At 63.7% G+C, this 17018-nt stretch carries 15 protein-coding genes, 1 tRNA gene and 1 pseudogene; 7 read left to right on the top strand and 10 right to left on the bottom strand.

The window, feature by feature from the left end; translation table 11 throughout:
* Window positions 1-293: 293 nt before the first annotated feature.
* Both aspS and CK221_RS17485 read right to left on the bottom strand, forming a co-directional pair.
* Window positions 294-2081 (bottom strand): aspartate--tRNA ligase, encoded by a 1788-nt coding sequence (aspS, locus tag CK221_RS17490; protein ID WP_067000662.1) that lies wholly within the window; start codon window positions 2079-2081, stop codon window positions 294-296.
* A gap of 118 nt (window positions 2082-2199) precedes the next feature.
* Window positions 2200-2958 (bottom strand): DeoR/GlpR family DNA-binding transcription regulator, encoded by a 759-nt coding sequence (locus CK221_RS17485; protein ID WP_095778621.1) that lies wholly within the window; start codon window positions 2956-2958, stop codon window positions 2200-2202.
* Window positions 2959-3055: 97 nt separating this feature from the next.
* Between CK221_RS17485 and CK221_RS17480 the strand changes: the two genes are divergently transcribed.
* The 3 genes from CK221_RS17480 (at window position 3056) to rnd (ending at window position 6979) form a co-directional block, all read left to right on the top strand.
* Window positions 3056-4288 (top strand): MFS transporter, encoded by a 1233-nt coding sequence (locus CK221_RS17480; RefSeq protein WP_095778620.1) that lies wholly within the window; start codon window positions 3056-3058, stop codon window positions 4286-4288.
* A gap of 129 nt (window positions 4289-4417) precedes the next feature.
* Complete coding sequence (locus CK221_RS17475) at window positions 4418-5656, top strand: MFS transporter (RefSeq protein WP_067329973.1); 1239 nt, start codon at window positions 4418-4420, stop codon at window positions 5654-5656.
* A 171-nt stretch (window positions 5657-5827) separates the two neighbouring features.
* Window positions 5828-6979, top strand: a complete 1152-nt coding sequence (rnd, locus tag CK221_RS17470; RefSeq protein ID WP_095778619.1) for a ribonuclease D — start codon at window positions 5828-5830, stop codon at window positions 6977-6979.
* A 105-nt stretch (window positions 6980-7084) separates the two neighbouring features.
* Here rnd and CK221_RS17465 read toward each other — a convergent pair whose 3' ends face one another.
* The 5 genes from CK221_RS17465 to CK221_RS17445 form a co-directional block, all read right to left on the bottom strand.
* On the bottom strand, window positions 7085-7504 hold the full coding sequence (locus CK221_RS17465) for an MAPEG family protein (protein WP_095778618.1): 420 nt from the start codon (window positions 7502-7504) through the stop codon (window positions 7085-7087).
* 14 nt (window positions 7505-7518) lie between these two features.
* Window positions 7519-8067 carry a hypothetical protein gene (locus CK221_RS17460; protein ID WP_245322393.1) on the bottom strand — a complete coding sequence of 183 codons (549 nt, stop codon included), beginning with the start codon at window positions 8065-8067 and terminating at the stop codon, window positions 7519-7521.
* A gap of 43 nt (window positions 8068-8110) precedes the next feature.
* Window positions 8111-9613, bottom strand: a complete 1503-nt coding sequence (gene guaB, locus CK221_RS17455; protein WP_067000642.1) for an IMP dehydrogenase — start codon at window positions 9611-9613, stop codon at window positions 8111-8113.
* 142 nt (window positions 9614-9755) lie between these two features.
* Window positions 9756-10205, bottom strand: a complete 450-nt coding sequence (locus CK221_RS17450; RefSeq protein ID WP_095778616.1) for a PIN domain-containing protein — start codon at window positions 10203-10205, stop codon at window positions 9756-9758.
* Window positions 10202-10447 (bottom strand): type II toxin-antitoxin system prevent-host-death family antitoxin, encoded by a 246-nt coding sequence (locus tag CK221_RS17445; RefSeq protein ID WP_095778615.1) that lies wholly within the window; start codon window positions 10445-10447, stop codon window positions 10202-10204. The genes CK221_RS17450 and CK221_RS17445 overlap by 4 nt, the downstream gene beginning before the upstream one ends.
* A 210-nt stretch (window positions 10448-10657) precedes the next feature.
* Between CK221_RS17445 and CK221_RS17440 the strand changes: the two genes are divergently transcribed.
* Window positions 10658-12079, top strand: coding sequence for an MFS transporter (locus CK221_RS17440; protein WP_095778614.1), 1422 nt, complete (start codon window positions 10658-10660; stop codon window positions 12077-12079).
* A gap of 45 nt (window positions 12080-12124) precedes the next feature.
* On the opposite strand, the gene CK221_RS17435 is transcribed toward CK221_RS17440, so the two are convergent.
* Together CK221_RS17435 and CK221_RS17430 are read right to left on the bottom strand one after the other, a co-directional pair.
* Window positions 12125-12820 carry an RlmE family RNA methyltransferase gene (locus CK221_RS17435; protein ID WP_095778613.1) on the bottom strand — a complete coding sequence of 232 codons (696 nt, stop codon included), beginning with the start codon at window positions 12818-12820 and terminating at the stop codon, window positions 12125-12127.
* Window positions 12820-14154: a Ppx/GppA phosphatase family protein gene (locus CK221_RS17430; RefSeq protein ID WP_095778612.1), complete on the bottom strand. Its 1335-nt coding sequence runs from the start codon at window positions 14152-14154 to the stop codon at window positions 12820-12822. The genes CK221_RS17435 and CK221_RS17430 overlap by 1 nt, the downstream gene beginning before the upstream one ends.
* Before the next feature lie 248 nt (window positions 14155-14402).
* Between CK221_RS17430 and CK221_RS17425 the strand changes: the two genes are divergently transcribed.
* Together CK221_RS17425 and CK221_RS17420 are read left to right on the top strand one after the other, a co-directional pair.
* The gene (locus CK221_RS17425; protein ID WP_095778611.1) at window positions 14403-15335 is read left to right on the top strand and encodes a YbhN family protein; all 933 of its coding nucleotides are present in this window, start codon (window positions 14403-14405) and stop codon (window positions 15333-15335) included.
* Window positions 15336-15478: 143 nt separating this feature from the next.
* Window positions 15479-15552: transfer RNA gene (locus tag CK221_RS17420), tRNA-Gln, on the top strand.
* A 694-nt stretch (window positions 15553-16246) separates the two neighbouring features.
* On the opposite strand, the pseudogene CK221_RS30790 reads toward CK221_RS17420, so the two are convergent.
* A pseudogene (locus CK221_RS30790) lies at window positions 16247-16361 on the bottom strand (PilZ domain-containing protein); the annotation flags it as partial.
* A gap of 487 nt (window positions 16362-16848) precedes the next feature.
* On the opposite strand from CK221_RS30790, the gene CK221_RS30310 reads away from it, so the two are divergent.
* On the top strand, window positions 16849-17007 hold the full coding sequence (locus tag CK221_RS30310; RefSeq protein WP_156752737.1) for a hypothetical protein: 159 nt from the start codon (window positions 16849-16851) through the stop codon (window positions 17005-17007).
* Window positions 17008-17018 lie beyond the last annotated feature (11 nt).

Below are 17018 nucleotides of genomic sequence, written 5' to 3'. Positions count from 1 at the left end.
CCTGCCAGCATTGTCGAACGGCGGTTCGGATGATCCGGATCGCCGTTTTCGTAAGATCAGGGCCTGATCTCCTCGACGAAGGCGTTCGTCGCTCTTTACAAGAGTATGTCGGACCACACCGGCCCGCCGTGACCCTCCTCGGGGTCTCGGGTTTGGCATTCCCGCAGCAATTGGTTGAAATCCGGGCGGTTGCCCACACGCTCTGACCCAATCCTTGAGAAAATGGCTCTGGGAGCGATCGCCAGCCGCCAATCGCTCCCGGAGCTACCATCGATTCAGGAAGAGTCCTCTCGTCAGTCCTTCTTCGCCACGGCGACGCGCAGCGACAGCTCCCGAAGCTGCTGCGGGGTTGCCTCCGAAGGCGCGTTCATCAGCAGGTCGTAGGCCTGCTGGTTCATCGGGAACATGGTGACCTCGCGCAGGTTCTTGGCGCCGACCAAAAGCATGACGATGCGGTCGATGCCGGCCGCCATGCCGCCATGCGGCGGCGCGCCGTACTGGAAGGCGCGGTAGAGGCCGCCGAAGCGCTCCTCGACCGTCTGGCGATCGAGGCCGACCATCTCGAAGGCCTTGACCATGGTCTCCGGCAGGTGATTGCGGATGCCGCCGGAAGCGATCTCGAAACCGTTGCAGACCATGTCGTATTGGAACGCCTTGATGCCCAGCGGCTCCTGACCGCCGAGCGCGTCGATGCCGCCTTGCGGCATGGAGAACGGATTGTGGGCGAAGTCGATCTTCTTCTCGTCCTCGTTCCATTCGAAGAACGGGAAGTCGACGATCCAGCAGAGCTCGAAGCGATCGCGGTCGACGAGGTTCAATTCCTCGCCGGCGCGGGTGCGCGCGGCGCCCGCGAAGGAAACGAACTTCTTCGGGTCGCCGGCAACGAAGAAGGCGGCGTCGCCATCGGCAAGGCCAAGCTGCTGGCGCACCGCCTCGGTGCGTTCCTCACCGATGTTCTTGGCGATCGGTCCGGCGCCTTCGAGCTTGTCGCCCTCCTTGCGCCAGAAGATGTATCCGAGGCCTGGCTGGCCCTCGCCCTGCGCCCAGGAGTTCATGCGATCGCAGAAGGCGCGGCTGCCGCCGGTCTTGGCGGGGATAGCCCAGACTTCGGCCTTCGGATCGTTGGCCAGGATGTTGGCGAAGACCTTGAAGCCGGAATCGCGGAAATGATCCGAGACCGCCTGCATCTCGATCGGGTTGCGCAGGTCCGGCTTGTCGGTGCCGTAGGTCCGCATCGCCTCGTCGAAGGGAATGCGGCGGAATTGCTGAGTCACCGGCTTGCCGGCGGCAAAGGTCTCGAAGACGCCGCGAAGCACCGGCTCCATGGTGGAGAGCACGTCATCCTGCTCGACGAAGCTCATCTCGAGGTCGAGCTGATAGAACTCGCCGGGCAGGCGGTCGGCGCGCGGATCCTCGTCACGGAAGCAGGGCGCGATCTGGAAGTAGCGGTCGAAGCCGGAGACCATGATCAGCTGCTTATACTGCTGCGGCGCCTGCGGCAGGGCATAGAAGGTGCCGGGATGGATGCGCGAGGGCACCAGGAAGTCGCGCGCGCCTTCGGGCGACGACGCGGTCAGGATCGGCGTCGAGAACTCGGTGAAACCAACCTCGTCCATGCGCTTGCGCATCTCGGCGATGATCTTGGTGCGCGCAACGATGTTCCTGTGCAGCGTCTCGCGGCGCAGGTCGAGGAAGCGGTATTTCAGGCGGATGTCCTCGGGGTATTCAGGCTCGCCGAACACCGGCAGCGGCAGTTCCTTGGCCGCCGACAGCACTTCGATCTCGCGCGCGAAAATCTCGATCCCGCCAGTCGGCAAATTGGCGTTGACGGTCTCCGGCAGGCGCGCCTTGACCTCGCCGTCGACGCGGATCACCCATTCGCCGCGCACCGTCTCGGCGACCTTGAAGGCCGGCGAGTCCGGATCGGCGACGATCTGGGTCAGGCCGTAATGGTCGCGCAGATCGATGAACAGCAGCCCGCCATGGTCGCGCACGCGATGCACCCAGCCGGACAGGCGGACCGAATTGCCGACGTCGGTCTTTCTCAATTGGGCACAGGTGTGGCTGCGGTAACGATGCATTGTCATTGGTGGAGTCCGGAATTGCGGGCGAAAGCCCGGCTCGAAAATTGGCGCGAAAAGCGCATGAGAGGCCGCCTTTGTCAAGGCAAGCGGTCACACGCAGGCGCGGTGCCCCAGGTCAGGCAAAGTGGATTTCGGCACCCAGGCGCTCGAAATCGGCAAGGATGGCTGGAGGCGCCGTCTTGTCCACCACCAGATGGCTTATCGCCTCGGGCGCGGCGACGCGATAAGGCGCCGCGGTGGCGAGCTTGTCGTTGGTGACGGCGATCACGATGCCGGCGCTATTCCTGGCCATGGCGCGCTTGACCTCCGCTTCCGCCGAATCGAAGGCGGTGACGCCACGCGAGGCATCGAGGCCGCAGGAGCCAAGGAAGAACATATCGGCGCCAAGCTGCGCCACGGCGGCCAGCGTATCGCCGCCTACGCAGGTGCCGAGGTCGCGGACATACCGGCCGCCCAGCACAATCAGCTCGACCAGGGGCAGATCGGCGAGTGCCGATGCGACGCCCAGCGAATTGGTAGCGACCGTCAGCTCGATATCGCGCGGGATGGCCCTGGCGATCGCTTCGTTGGTCGTACCGCCGTCAATGAACAGGGCCTGTCCGGATCTCAGCATACCGACTGCGGCCTTCGCAAGGCGTAGCTTCTCCTCAGGGGCGTGGCGAGCGCGCTCGCTGATCGTTGCCGCTGCGAAAGGCGCCGGCGCTACCGCACCGCCATACACGCGACGCAACTGCCCGGCCTTGGCCAGTTCCCGCAGATCGCGGCGAACCGTGTCTTCCGAAACGCCGAAGCGGCTGGCGAGCTCGCCAGCCAGGACCTTGCCTTCCGCTGCCAGCCGGTCGCGAATAAATTGATACCGTTCCTCGGTGAGCATGCACGATCCTATTTCTTTGTGCATGTTCTTGCATGTTTTGCGTGTTCATGCAAGAAAGTGCGCAGTGCCGTCCGCCCTTCCCCGATGGAAAGTCGCAATGACCTTTGGCTTGAAACTCGCCCCTCAGCATCGCGTCTATGCCGGTTTCGCGATCTACTCCTTCGCGATGGGCAACATTTTTCCGCGCTTGCCGGACATCAAGCACGCCATGGCGATCGAGGACGGCACGCTGGGGCTCAGCCTAATCGGGACGCCGATCGGCACTTTGACCGCATTGACGCTGGCGACGCCCGTCCTTGAGCGTGTCGGCTTTCGGCGCGCGCTGCTCTGGCTCGTCCCGCTTCTGGCGCTCGCCTATTCGGTCGCGGTGCACGCGCCGGGGCCGCTTGGGCTGTTCCTGATGCTGCTGCCGGTCGGTCTGATGATCGGCAGCGTCGAGATCATCCTCAATGTCGAGGCCGACCGGACGGAGTTCCTGCTCAAGCGCCGAATCATGAACCGGGCGCACTCCTTCTGGAGCGCGGGCTTCTTCGGCGCCGGGCTGTTCGGCGGCGCCATGGCGCATCTCGGCCTGTCGCCGCAGTTGCATCTGGCGCTGGTGGTGCCGATGGTGACCATTGCAACGGCTCTGTTTCTCGGCGGCTTCGAGCCGGCGCCCGCCCGCTTCGCCAACTCCGGCGACAAGGCGCCGATGTTCGCGCGGCCGACATTGCCGATCCTGGTCCTGGTCGCCGTGACGCTTTCGGCGATGCTCCTCGAAGGCGCCAGCATCGACTGGTCGGCGATCTACATGCGCACCGTCTTCGACTCCGGCCCCTTCGTCGCCGGATTGACGGTGGCGCTGTTTGCCTTCTCGCAGGCAACCACACGCTTTTTCGCCGACTCCTTCGTCGACCGCCACTCGCCAAGCGGGGTCGCGCGCGTGCTCTTGGCAGCGATGGCGGCCGGCGTGCTCATCGTCTTCTTCTCGCCGCTGCCGGCCGTTTCGATGCTTGGCTTTGCCCTGTTGGGCATCGGCATCAGCGCCCTCTTCCCGCTGGCGATCTCCGCCGCCGCGCAACGGACGGATCGCCCGGCGGCGATCAACGTCGCGGCGCTCTCGCAGATTTCCTTCATCGCTTTCCTGCTCGGCCCGCCGCTGCTCGGCTTCGTATCGGACCATTGGGGCATCCGCTCCGCCTATGGCACCGGCATCCCCTTTATCGCGCTCAGCCTGCTGACGGTAGGTTCACTTGGCCGGAGGCCGGCCGCGGAGCACATCCATGCGTTTCCGGGCGAGACACCTGCTACGGTCGAGCTGGAGATAGAAATACGGGCCGGCAAGGCTTAGGACACCCCTACCCCGATTGGCAGCCCATCTCCTCGGCCGGGTGCAAGGATGTGAAGTTGCATTTGCCGCTGGCGTTGACAGGATCTATGGTCCAAGAAGAGGTCACAGATCCGTGATTGCCTCTCTTTAATGTCGTCCATCCGCCCGCTTATTCCGCTCCTGATTGCCGCAGGCATCCTGCTTGGCGGCAACGGGCTGCAGGGCACGCTGATTGCCCTGCGCGGCGCGCAGGAAGGCTTTTCCGCTTCCGATATCGGCCTGATGGGCACGTTCTATTTCGCCGGTTTCCTGCTCGGCTGCCTGGCCGTCACGCGTATCCTGAAGGCGGTCGGCCACGTCCGGACTTTTGCCGCGCTGGCCGCGATCGCCTCGGTCGGCACGCTGCTTCTGGTGCTCGTCATCGACCCCGTCATGTGGTGCGCGGTGCGCTTTGCCGGCGGCTTCTGCTTCGCCGGCCTGTTCACCGTCATGGAAGCCTGGCTGAATTCCGGCGTCGGCAACAAGGACCGCGCCCGGGTGCTCGCCATATATCGCATGGTCGACATCGGCTCGGTTACCGGCGCGCAATTCCTGATTCCGATCTTCGGCGCCGGCGGCTTCGCCATCTTCGCCGTCATGTCGATGATGATCACCTTTTCGCTGGTGCCGGTCTCGCTCGGGGACCGCTCGAACCCGGCGCCTCCGGAAGACGTCAAGCTCGACCTGCCGCGCGTCTGGCGGATCTCGCCGCTCGGCTCGATCGGCTGCATCGCCGTCGGCCTCACAAACAGCGCCTTTCGCACGCTGTCGCCGGTCTATGCCGAGGAGATCGGCATGTCGGTTGCCGATGTCGTGACCTTCGTCAGCGTCGGCATTTTTGGAGGCGCCCTCATCCAATATCCGCTTGGCTATCTCTCCGACCGCCGAGACCGGCGCTCGGTGCTGTTGGCGACGACGTGCTGCGCCATGCTTGCCGCGCTGGCGCTGGCCTTCGTGGCGCGCGCCGACCCGTTCCTCAACTTCATCATCGTTTTCATCTTCGGCAGCTTCGCCATGCCGCTCTATTCACTATCGGCAGCGCATGCCAACGACCGCGCCGGCAAAGGCGAATTCGTGCTGATCAACGCGGCGTTGATGCTGTTCTACTCCTTCGGCGCGATCGGCGGTCCGATTGCGGCCTCGGCGGTGATGCAACATTTCGGGCCGAGCGCGCTGTTCGTTTTCAACGCCGTCGTCTATGCCGTTCTCATCATCGTAATCCTCTACCGCATGCAGGTGCGGTCGGGTGTGCCGGCCGGCAGCCGCAGCCGCTTCACCGCGCTTTTGCGCACGTCGACGCTGTTCGCGCGACTGGCGCGGCGGGGCGGCGATTCCGACAAGCAGGACTAGAGCGTTTCAGCGTTTCGCGGAAGCGCCGAACCGCTCTATCTCTTTGTTTTTACGCAATTCCGGACGGAAAACCGTTCGTCACTTTTCCTGGAATTGCTCTAGCTGCGGCTTGACGAAAGCGCTTGCGGCTGAAATTGAAAAGAGGCCTGATATGATGCCAAAAGCGAATTGATGCACGTCATCACCACCCAGAAAGAACTCGAGAGCGTCATCGCGGCGTTCGAAAAGTCCGAATTCGTAACCGTCGATACCGAATTCATCCGCGAAACGACCTTCTGGCCGATCCTCTGCCTCATCCAGATGGCCGCGCCGGGCGTGACGGCGCTGATCGATCCGCTTTCGCCCGACATCGACCTCAAATCCTTCTTCCGGCTGATGGCCAACGAAGCGGTGGTCAAGGTTTTTCACGCCGCACGCCAGGACATCGAAATCATCGTTCATCTGGGCGATCTGGTGCCGCATCCGGTGTTCGACACGCAGGTGGCGGCCATGGTCTGCGGCTTCGGCGACAGCGTCTCCTACGATCAGCTGGTGCAGCGCATCACCGGCGCGCGGCTCGACAAATCCTCGCGCTTCACCGACTGGCGGCACCGGCCGCTCTCCGACAAGCAACTCGAATACGCGCTCGCCGACGTCACCCACCTGATCAAGGTATATGAGCACCTCAGCGCCGAGCTGAGGCGCGAGGACCGCGCCCACTGGCTCAACGAGGAGATGGACGTCCTCACCTCGCGCCAGACCTACGATCCGCATCCGGAGGATGCCTGGAAGCGGCTGAAGATGCGGCTGCGCAAGCCGCAGGAGCTGGCGATCGTGCAGGCGGTGGCGGCATGGCGCGAACGCGAGGCGCGCGAGCGCGACGTGCCGCGCGGCCGCGTGCTCAAGGACGATGCGATCTACGAAATCGCGCAACAGGCGCCGCGCGACGCGACTGCATTGGGGCGGCTGCGGACGACGCCGAAGGGCTGGGAGCGTTCGGCGACGGCAACCGCGCTGCTCAGCGCCGTCAACACCGCCCTTTCCCTTCCGAAGGAAGCGATGCCCAAACTGCCGAAGACGTTCCAGCCGCCGGAGGGCTCGAGCGCGGCGGCGGAACTGCTCAAGGTGCTGCTCAGGATCGTCGCCGAGAAGGAAGGCGTCGCCTCCAAGGTGCTCGCCTCGAGCGACGACATCGACCGCATCGCCGCCGAGGGTGATGCCGCCGACGTGCCGGCGCTGCAAGGCTGGCGGCGTGCCGTGTTTGGCGAACAGGCGCTTAGACTGGTGCGCGGCGAGATCGGCATCAAGTTCGACAAGCGCAGGATAGCGGTGTTCGACCTTTAAAGCGCGTCGCGCCGAAACGGATTCCGGCAACCGCTTCAAATACTTGAATTTCATGGCGTGTCGTTGTCCCAGAACCGCGCACGCTTCTGGGCGACATGCATCAATCTACACCGCCCCAAGCAGGTGCAGCGCGAACCAGATCCAGGCGACGAGAAGGATGCCCGCGCCGAGGAAGAAGGCGCGGCTGCGGTGCAGCAGATAGTTTCTGCTGAGATGCACCCAGGCGTGCACATAGCGCGTGACGACGAAGAGCCACATCAGCGTCAGCGTCAGGTAATTCACGCCATTGGTAACGAACAGCGCCAAGCATAGCACGTGAAAGAGGACCGGCAGCTCGAACTGGTTGATGAGGTTGTTGGCGACGGTAACGCTTGAGGCCGGCTCGGTCGAGCGGACCTTGTACTGGCTGATCTTGGCCTCGCCGGACTTCACGGCAAGATAACGCCGCTTCAGCATCACCAGATAGACGATGTAGACCAGCAGCACCTGCGCCAGCATCGGCCAGAAGATGGCGGTCTGGTTCATCTTGCCCCTACCGTTTAACGCCGCCGCTGCCCGGCAAGCGCCAGGACCGCAACGACCGCGAAGGGGATCGCCAGAAGCGTGAACTTTGTCACGGTCAGCGACGAGGCGAAGGCCAGCGAGTCGGGATTGGCCGACTGGAAATCCGACAAAAGCCGCGCCACGGCGAAGTTCTGCGCGTAGTCGGCGATCGTATAGGGCAACACCAGGACCAGTGCCGACAGCGCCTTCAATTGCGCGGGCATGGAGCGGAAAGTGCTCAGCCGCCTGCCGAAGGCCAGGATCAGGCTGAGCAAGGTGAGCGACAGCAGCGCCGGGAAGAGCAGATCAAACGTCAGATAATGCCAAACGATGATGATCTCGCTGCCGCGCCGGCCGAGCGCCGTCAGCCATGCCATGCCCTCATCCGGCGTGAAGCCGGTAACACGCATGTCGAGCGAAGGAAGCCCGCCGCTCAGGTGGCGGAAATAAAAGAACTCGAGCGCCGTCATGGCGATGAAGATCGCCGCGGACCCAATCGAGAGCGCCGCCGCGTGACGCGACAGGCGCAACACCGTGACGATCAGGTTGCGCCATAGCCCCAAGCGATCCGGCCGCTCGTCCGCCTGATCAAAGTCCGCCCGGATAGTTCGGGCTTTCGCGGGTGATCGTGACGTCATGGGCGTGGCTTTCACGAAGTCCGGCGTTTGATATGCGCACAAAGGTGGCGCGTTCGCGGAACTCGGCAAGATCGCGCCCACCGACATAACCCATAGCGGCTTTCAGGCCGCCCGCAAGCTGGTGCAGCACGCCAGCCACAGGTCCTTTGTAGGGAACCTGGCCTTCGATGCCCTCCGGAACCAGTTTCAAGGTGTCGCGCACCTCGGCCTGGAAGTAGCGATCGGCCGAGCCACGCGCCATGGCGCCGACCGAACCCATGCCGCGATAAGCCTTGAAGGAGCGGCCCTGGTGCAGATAGACCTCGCCCGGGCTCTCGTCGGTGCCGGCAAGCAGCGAGCCGATCATGGCGGCACTTGCGCCGGCAGCGAGCGCCTTGGCGAGATCGCCCGAATATTTGATGCCGCCATCGGCGATGACGCTCACGCCCGACTTCTCAGCCGTCTCAACCGCCGACATGATCGCCGAGAGCTGCGGCACGCCGACGCCGGCGACGATGCGGGTGGTGCAGATCGAGCCGGGGCCGATACCGACCTTGACGGCGTCGGCGCCGGCATCGATCAGCGCCTGCGTGCCCTCGGCGGTGGCCACGTTGCCGGCCAGGATGCGCACCGAATTGGAGAGCTTCTTCGCCCGCGTCACCGCGTCCAGCACGCGCTGCGAATGGCCGTGCGCGGTGTCGATGACCAAAAGGTCGACGCCGGCATCGATCAGGCGCTCGGCGCGCTCGAAGCCGTCGTCGCCGACGCTGGTGGCGGCCGCTGCGCGCAGCCGCCCCTGAGCGTCCTTGGTGGCGTGCGGGTTGAGCTGCGACTTCTCGATATCCTTGACGGTGATCAGGCCGACGCAATTGCCCTTGCGGTCGACCACCACCAGCTTCTCGATGCGATGCTTGTGCAACAGGCGCTTGGCCTCGTCCTGGTCGACATTCTCTTTCACCGTGATCAGGTTCTCACGGGTCATCAATTCGTAGACCTTCTGCGACGGATCGGAGGCGAAGCGCACGTCGCGGTTGGTGAGGATCCCGACCAGCCGGCCGACCGTATGACCGCCGGTGCCGCCGTTCTCGACTACCGGAATGCCGGAAATGCCATGAGCGCGCATCAGTGCCAGGGCGTCGGCGAGCGTGGCGTCGGGGCCGATGGTAACAGGATTGACCACCATGCCGGATTCGAACTTCTTCACCTGCCTGACCTGCTCGGCCTGCTCGGCCGGAGAAAAATTGCGGTGGATGACGCCGATGCCGCCGGCTTGCGCCATGGCGATCGCCAGCCTCGCTTCGGTGACCGTGTCCATGGCGGCCGAGAGGATCGGCACGTTGAGGTCGATGTCGGTGGCGATGCGGGTGCGGATATCGGTCTCGCCGGGCATGACCTCGGAATGGCCGGGCTGCAACAGCACGTCGTCGAAGGTCAGCGCCAATGCGCCGGTGGACGTCTCGATGATTTTTGCCATGGCCAGTCCTTTTTGAATGCGGAAAAGGCGCTGGGCCGAAATGGCCAGCGCCGACTCTCATCTTCCCTTTCAGGATTGGCGCTGGCTGGTAACACGTCCCGCAGGCGATGAAAAGCCGATCGTTGCGAGACGCTTCAGGTTCCTATTCCGCACCTAGGAGAGCATCCAGCAGAGCGTGCCGCGGCGATGCAAAAGGATTGACGACTGTTACACCGCCCCAGGTAAAGCCATCCTGCAGATCTTCCGACAGGAGTAGCCGGCAACCCGTTTGCGAAGCAGTCGAAAGAATGACAGCATCCCAGATGCCGAAACGATGGTCTGCCGCAAGATCGACAGCCTTCATCATCACTTCCGGCGTCGTTCCGGCAACCGCGAAGGCGTCGCTCCAGCTAAGCAGCTTATCCCGAGCTTCCTGGGAATGTCTTCCGGCCTTGCGGACGAGAACATTGAACAGTTCGCCCAGCACCTGGACCGGAATGACTGCGGCCTCTCGTGGAACGTTGCGTAGCAGTTCGATAACGACGTCGCGCTTCTCTGCGTTGTTAACGCCCTCAGCATAGGCCAGGACGTTGGGGTCGATGGCGACCTTCACCGATCGTCCTCATAAAGTTCATCGCGGGTCCAGTGTCCGGCATTGAGGATCGGCTGCCGTTCGAGGCGCGACAGCAATGCTGCGTGCGAGCGGGAGGCCACGCCCTCGCGCTTCTGCGCAGGCACGATCCGCGCCACCGGCCGCCCATGGGTGGTCACGACGTAGCTGTGGCCCTCGCGTACATCACGCAGGATGTGGGAGAACCTGCGATTGGCATCGGCTGCCGAAACGGTTTCGTCCATGGCTGCATAACCTGTAGTTATTTTCACTACAATAACCCAGAGGCTCTGTTTATCAAGCGGCGCGCGCGATGATTCCCAGCGAGGGTTGCGGTCGCACAAAAGTGACAGCAAATTAATGCGACATCCGGGCCAATTGGTGGTACCGCCCCAGCGTGCCGGCTCGCCCCCAAAGCCAGGCCCGGAATCGCGAAGTCAAATCAGGGCGTCCCCTTGAACCGCATCATCCCGCTCATCCTGGCGGTCGCACTTTTCATGGAGAACATGGATTCGACCGTGATCGCGACCTCGCTGCCGGCAATCGCCATCGACATCCACACCAGCCCGATCGCGCTGAAGCTGGCGCTGACGGCCTATCTCGTGTCGCTGGCAATCTTCATTCCGATTAGCGGCTGGATGGCGGACCGGTTCGGGGCCAAGAACGTGTTTCGCGCCGCGATCGCCGTCTTCATTGCCGGCTCGGTCGCCTGCGCCTTCTCCAATTCGCTGCCGGCCTTCGTGGTGTCGCGTTTCCTGCAAGGCATGGGCGGCGCCATGATGACGCCGGTCGGGCGCCTGGTGCTGGTGCGCGCGACGCCAAAGAGCGAGCTCGTCGCGGCGATGTCATGGCTGACGGTGCCGGCGCTGGTCGGGCCGTTGGTCGGCCCGCCGATCGGCGGCTTCATCACCACCTATTTCACTTGGCACTGGATCTTTTTGATCAACGTGCCGATCGGGCTTTTGGGCATCTGGCTTGCCACCCGCTATTTGCCGGAAACCGACCCCGCCAAAACGCCGCCGCTCGACTTCCCGGGCTTCGTGCTCAGCGGCCTCGCGGCGTCCGGCATCGTGTTCGGCCTCTCGGTGGTCAGCCTCCCCGCTTTGCCGCCGATCGCCGGCTTGATTACCGTTGCCGTCGGCCTGGTTTCGGGCGTGCTTTATCTGCTGCATGCTCGGCGCGCCAGGAACCCGCTGTTGGCGCTGGAGCTCTTCAGAAACCAGGTGTTCCGCTCCTCCGTGCTCGGCGGCTCGCTGTTCCGCATCGGCATCGGCGCGGTGCCTTTCCTGCTGCCGCTGATGTTCCAGATCGGCTTCGGGCTGACGCCGTTCCAGTCCGGTATGATCACCTTCGTCTCCGCGGTCGGCGCCATCGGCATGAAGTTCGTCACCGCGCTGCTCTTCAGGCTCGCCGGGTTCCGGCGGGTGCTGATCTGGGGATCGCTGATCGCCGCCGGCTCGATTGCCATCTACGGCCTTTTCACCCCCGCAACCCCCTATGCGCTGATGCTCGCGATCCTTTTGGTCGGCGGCTTCATCCGCTCGATGTTCTTCACCGGCGTCAACGCGCTGTCCTACGCCGAAGTATCGACCGCCGACACCAGCAAGGCGACGCCGATCGTTGCCGTGTTCCAGCAGCTGTCGATCGCGCTTGGCGTGGCGCTGGCCGGCGGCATCCTCGAAGTGTCGACCTCGATCCATGGCGGCCCGCTGACGCTTGGCGATTTCCACATCGCCTTCTTCATCGTCGCGGCGGTTTCGGCGGCGGCATCGCTAACCTTCATGCGGCTGGCGCCGGACGCCGGCAATGCGGTGTCGGGACATGGCAAATTGACGACGCCGAAGACGCTGGAGGCGGTGGGGACCGCGGGGAAATGAGCGCCACCTTTCCCTTCTCTCCTGACAAGGGGAGAAGGTTAGGCGCTACCCCTTGAACTCCTTCGCCAGCAGATAAAGCTCCACCGACTCGTCGCGCGAGGCCGGCGGCTTCACATGATGAACCGAGCGGAAATTCTGCTTGAGTCGCGAGAGCAGCTCGTTCTCGGCCCCGCCCTGAAAGGTCTTGGCGAGGAAATGGCCGCCGGGCTTCAAAACCTGCAGGGCGAAATCCGCCGCCACTTCGCACAAATGCATGGTGCGCAGATGATCGGTCCGGCGGTGCCCGGTGGTGGGGGCCGCCATGTCCGACAGGACGACATCGGGCTGACCGCCGAGCGCGTCTGACAGCTTTTGCGGCGCGTCATGATCGAGGAAATCCATCTGCAGGATGACGGCGCCCGGCACGGCGTCCATCTCAAGATAGTCGATGCCGACGACATGCGGGTTTTCCGCGCTCGATTTGGTGCGGGCCGCCGCCACCTGGCACCAGCCGCCGGGCGCGGCGCCGAGGTCGATCACCTTCATGCCGGGTTTCAAAAGATGATGCTTGTCGTCGATCTCGGTGAGCTTGTAGGCGGCGCGCGAACGGTAACCATCGGCCTTGGAGCGCTGCACATAGGGGTCGTTCATGTGCCGCTCGAGCCAGCGGCGCGAGGATTCCTTCAGGCCGCTCTTCTTCTTGATCCGGGTCTTCAGCACGCGCATGCCGGCCGAGCCCGGCTTCTCTGGCTTCCTGCTCATCACCGGCCACGCCCGTCATGACGCCAGACGCCGTCATCGGCCATCAGTTCGCTCAAGATGCCTTCGCGCAGGCCGCGGTCGGCGACCCGCAGCCGCTCCGACGGCCATACGCCGCGGATCGCCTCCAGGATGGCGCAGCCGGCAAGCACCAGGTCGGCGCGGTCGGCGCCGATGCAGGGATTGGCGACGCGCTGCTGGAAATCCCAGCCGATCAGTTTTTCCACCATGCGGTCGACGCTCTGACGGTCCATCCACAACCCGTCGACGCGGCGGCGATCGTAGCGCTCGAGGTCGAGATGGACGCCGGCCAGCGTCGTCACCGTGCCGGAGGTGCCGAGCAGATGGAAATTCGGACTGGCGAGCACATGCGCGAGCCGGTTGCGCCCGTCGAAGGCCTTGAGCCGCACCGCAACGTCATCGACCATGGCGGCGAAGGTCTCGCGCGTCACCGTGCGGCCGCCGAAACGTTCGGCGAGCGAGACGACACCCACGGGCAGCGACGTCCAGGAGACGATGTGGTTGGCAAGCTGCGGCGAGCGCTGACCGCGCGTGAGGTCGATCAACGCGATCTCGGACGAGCCGCCGCCGATGTCGAACAGCACCACGCCGCGCGTTTCGCGCTCGACCAGCGAGCCGCAGCCGGAGACGGCCAGCCGGGCCTCGGTCTGGCGATCGATGATCTCCAGCTTCAGACCGGCCTCGCGCTCGACCCGTTCGAGGAACTCGACGCCGTTTTCGGCCGAGCGGCAGGCCTCGGTGGCGATCAGCCTCGCCTTCCTGATCTTGCGGTTGCGCAGCTTGTCTCCGCAGACCTTCAACGCCTCGACGGCACGGTCCATGGCCGCCTGGCCGAGCCGGCCGCTGGCCGAAAGCCCCTCGCCCAGCCTGACAATGCGCGAGAACGCATCGATGACGCGGAACTGGCCGTGGCGGGCGGGCACCGCGACCAGCAGCCGGCAATTGTTGGTGCCGAGATCGAGCGCTGCGAATACCGGCAGTTCCTGATGCGGCGGGCGCGCGCCATTTGGAGGCGACGGTCGCGGCTGGGGGACGATCGGCGCGGGTTCAGGCGCAAGGCTGGCGGGAGCGGCGACGGGCCCCGGCGAGGGTATTCCGCCGTTCTCATCACGTGCGAAAACCTTGCGGCCTCGCCTGCGCTTGCGGCGCTTGCGCGTTTTGCCTTTCGGGTTCTCGCCTTGATTGTCGGCATGTCTTGTTGCGTGCGCGCCCGCATGGCGGCTGAAACGCCCCGCGGGCGGGCCCGCCGGTACCGCCGGCGATGCCCCGGACACGCCCACTGCCGACGCGCCCGCGCCGGTATCGTGGTCTTCCACTTCAATTCCTTTCGGCGCCGCGCGAACCAGCAAGGACGCAGCAGGCACCTCGATTTGTTCAAGTTGAGAACAGACTAGCAGCGCGCTTTGCAATCACCAAGAGCGCATGGCCCGATTTTTGGCGCCGTCACGCAGGGGCCACCTCATGCCGGTTGAATAGCCGGCTTCAATCAGGCATGTCTCAATGAGACTTGGAACGGGTTTGGGCGACATCATAGCAATGAGCTTAATCGCATGACGACGACGCCATGAACTGGACGCGCTATTTCTGGCCGGTCATCGGCATAGCGGCCGTGGTGTTCTCGCTCTGGCTGCTCATCCATGAGTTGCGCGGCATCTCACTCGACGACGTCTGGGCCGGTATCGTCGCCATCCCCCCGCGCGCCTGGGTGCTGGCGGCGCTGAGCTCGGTCGTCGCCTATGCCTCCCTCGCCGGCTACGACCACATTGCGCTGCTCCATATCGGCAAGAAAGTTTCGTGGCTGTTCGTCACGCTCTGCTCCTTCACCACCTATGCGCTGTCGCACAATATCGGCGGCTCGGTGCTGTCGGGCGCGGTGATCCGCTACCGCGCCTATGGCACCAGGGGGCTGACCGGTCAGGATGTCGGCGTTCTGGTGGCGATCTGCTGGATCACCTTCGTGCTCTCCAGCCTGCTTGTCGGGGGCCTCGTGCTGGTGCTGGAGCCGCAGATCGTCGACCGTTTTACCACGACCCCGCACCACGAGCTGGCAACAGCCGCCGGCCTCGCCATGCTGATCCTGGTTGCGGTCTATGTGTTCTGCAGCTGGCTGCATCTGAGCCCGCTCAAGGTCGGCAGCTTCCAGCTGCATTACCCGGCACTGCCGATCGTGGCGCGGCAATTGCTGATCGGCCCGGTCGAGCTGCTCGCGGCGGCGGCCATCATCTACTTTGCCTTGCCGGCGGCCGGCAATCCCGGCTATTTCGTCGTGCTCGGCGTCTTCATGATATCCTTTTCGGTCGGGTTGCTGTCGCATGCGCCGGGCGCCCTCGGCGTCTTCGAGGTGGTCTTCCTGGCCGGACTGTCGCACATGGATCCGGTCGGCGTGCTCGCCGCACTCCTGGTGTTCCGCCTGTTCTACCTGATCATCCCGCTGCTGATCGGGCTCGGCGTGGTGCTGTTCTTCGAGCATTCGCAATACAGCCGCGGCGAAGGCTGAGCGTCCCCATGCGGCCCGCGATCGAATGAGAAAAAGGCTGCGGTTGAACTGCGGCGCGGGGTTGACTATTTTCGGATGGCGGCTACAAGGCAGCGCTCGCGGCGCTTGAGCCGCCCGCTTCGCGCGGCACCAACCGCGCCTGCTGGGGAATAGGTTAACGGTAGACCAGCGGACTCTGACTCCGTTAGTCCTGGTTCGAATCCAGGTTCCCCAGCCAACGAAATATCCAAGCAGAACTATGAAAACATGGTCTCCGGACCGTGTTACATCTCATTTGCAGCACGCTCTCACCTAAGTCCTTGTTTTTCCGTGCATTGCAAAACATTCCCGCTCACTCCATGGAACACGGAATGGCCGTGATGTTCTCGGCACGTTCTTGAATTAGCAGGCACTAACGGGTCTGTGAGTCTTGTCACATACGCTCGTGGCGCATCGGCCTAGCTTGTGCAGCGGTGAAGGGAGTGCCTTGATGCTTATGAACCTTCCTATGCTTATGAACCTTCCTCTTGTCGTAGCTGGTCCCGTTGTCGATTGGTTTGGTCGCCGAGCCGATCAGAGGGCGCTATTGAAGGCAACTGACGATCTGAGCGACTCACCGGACGACATGCTCAGCGACATGGGGATTTCCCGCGACGACATCGAGACCGCGCGCTGGCGGTCCAGCCGGAGAGTGGGCTGACAGAAGGCCCGGAAAGCCGGATGCTAACCCTGCTCTGGTGCAAATCGCCATAGCTCCCATCCGAAGCGCCCGCTGCGTTGCCGCAGCGAGCGCTCCAGTGGTCCCCGCATCCCTCGCAGCCAAGACGGTACGCCTCGGTAAGACGGATCATAAGCGCGCCCTAGTTGAAGCGCTGCATATTCAGATTGCGTGACATTTCTGCCACTAGAGACAGGAAGGCCGGAGCCGGCATTCAACCGTAATGGAACTTCGGCTTTGGCTCGGTGCCCTCGAATTCAACGCCTACGCGATCACTCTTGCGCCATCGAACAACTGTAGGCGATCCCATCAACTGGTACGTAAAGCAGGCATTTATGGTCTGGCCCGAGCCGTTTCACCAGTGCGGCAACGTCCAGCACCGCCGACCGCCGGCAAGTGAGGCAATAGACAGAAAGGCCCGTCCCGGCGTCCAGCTTTTTTGCCGAGCGTGACTTCCGTGAAGGGAAATTTCATTGCCATGGCGATCCTCGCAAATTGGGGCCGCCGCACCGGTGAGGTTTATTCCTGATCGCCAGGGCGATTGCCAAAGAGGTTACGCGATCACACCATGTCCTTTTGAGGTAGAAATTAGCTATCTTGCATATGCGGCGGACCACTAGTCGCTAGGCCGGCGCCGGGCTCTCAGGCAATTCTCCCCCACGAGAAAAGGCGCCGGTCACCTTAGCCCGCCGCTGGGTGTGGGGGCACACCGAGCGGCGGGTTATCGGATTCCGATGACGCTTCGCTAAGAACTGGTGTCTTCGCACCAGAGGATGGGGGATTCACAGCGAATCCGTTTCGATCTAGAATCTTGGCATGGAAGACGCGCTCGATGATCTTGCTCGCATCCTGACAGCCCCGCAAACCAGTCTGCGGACGCGCTACGGCGCCTTTGCCATGCGGATGGCAGAAAGTCTCGCCACTGGGCTCGCAATTGGCGTGGGCATCGCCCTGGTGCTTGCGGTCGCCGGCTAGGCATGGCTGCT

Origin of the sequence: Mesorhizobium sp. WSM3868 (genome assembly GCF_002294785.1) — a bacterium.
GTDB lineage: Bacteria > Pseudomonadota > Alphaproteobacteria > Rhizobiales > Rhizobiaceae > Mesorhizobium.
This window is presented reverse-complemented; position numbering and strand designations above follow the sequence as displayed.

What these genes read in the sequence shown, in the direction of transcription:
- aspS (WP_067000662.1), bottom strand. Translation starts at nt 2,081, where the DNA reads ATGCATCGTTACCGCAGCCACACCTGTGCCCAATTGAGAAAGACCGAC.
- CK221_RS17485 (WP_095778621.1), bottom strand. Translation starts at nt 2,958, where the DNA reads ATGCTCACCGAGGAACGGTATCAATTTATTCGCGACCGGCTGGCAGCG.
- CK221_RS17480 (WP_095778620.1), top strand. Translation starts at nt 3,056, where the DNA reads ATGACCTTTGGCTTGAAACTCGCCCCTCAGCATCGCGTCTATGCCGGT.
- CK221_RS17475 (WP_067329973.1), top strand. Translation starts at nt 4,418, where the DNA reads ATGTCGTCCATCCGCCCGCTTATTCCGCTCCTGATTGCCGCAGGCATC.
- rnd (WP_095778619.1), top strand. Translation starts at nt 5,828, where the DNA reads ATGCACGTCATCACCACCCAGAAAGAACTCGAGAGCGTCATCGCGGCG.
- CK221_RS17465 (WP_095778618.1), bottom strand. Translation starts at nt 7,504, where the DNA reads ATGAACCAGACCGCCATCTTCTGGCCGATGCTGGCGCAGGTGCTGCTG.
- guaB (WP_067000642.1), bottom strand. Translation starts at nt 9,613, where the DNA reads ATGGCAAAAATCATCGAGACGTCCACCGGCGCATTGGCGCTGACCTTC.
- CK221_RS17445 (WP_095778615.1), bottom strand. Translation starts at nt 10,447, where the DNA reads ATGGACGAAACCGTTTCGGCAGCCGATGCCAATCGCAGGTTCTCCCAC.
- CK221_RS17435 (WP_095778613.1), bottom strand. Translation starts at nt 12,820, where the DNA reads ATGAGCAGGAAGCCAGAGAAGCCGGGCTCGGCCGGCATGCGCGTGCTG.
- CK221_RS17425 (WP_095778611.1), top strand. Translation starts at nt 14,403, where the DNA reads ATGAACTGGACGCGCTATTTCTGGCCGGTCATCGGCATAGCGGCCGTG.
- CK221_RS30310 (WP_156752737.1), top strand. Translation starts at nt 16,849, where the DNA reads ATGGAAGACGCGCTCGATGATCTTGCTCGCATCCTGACAGCCCCGCAA.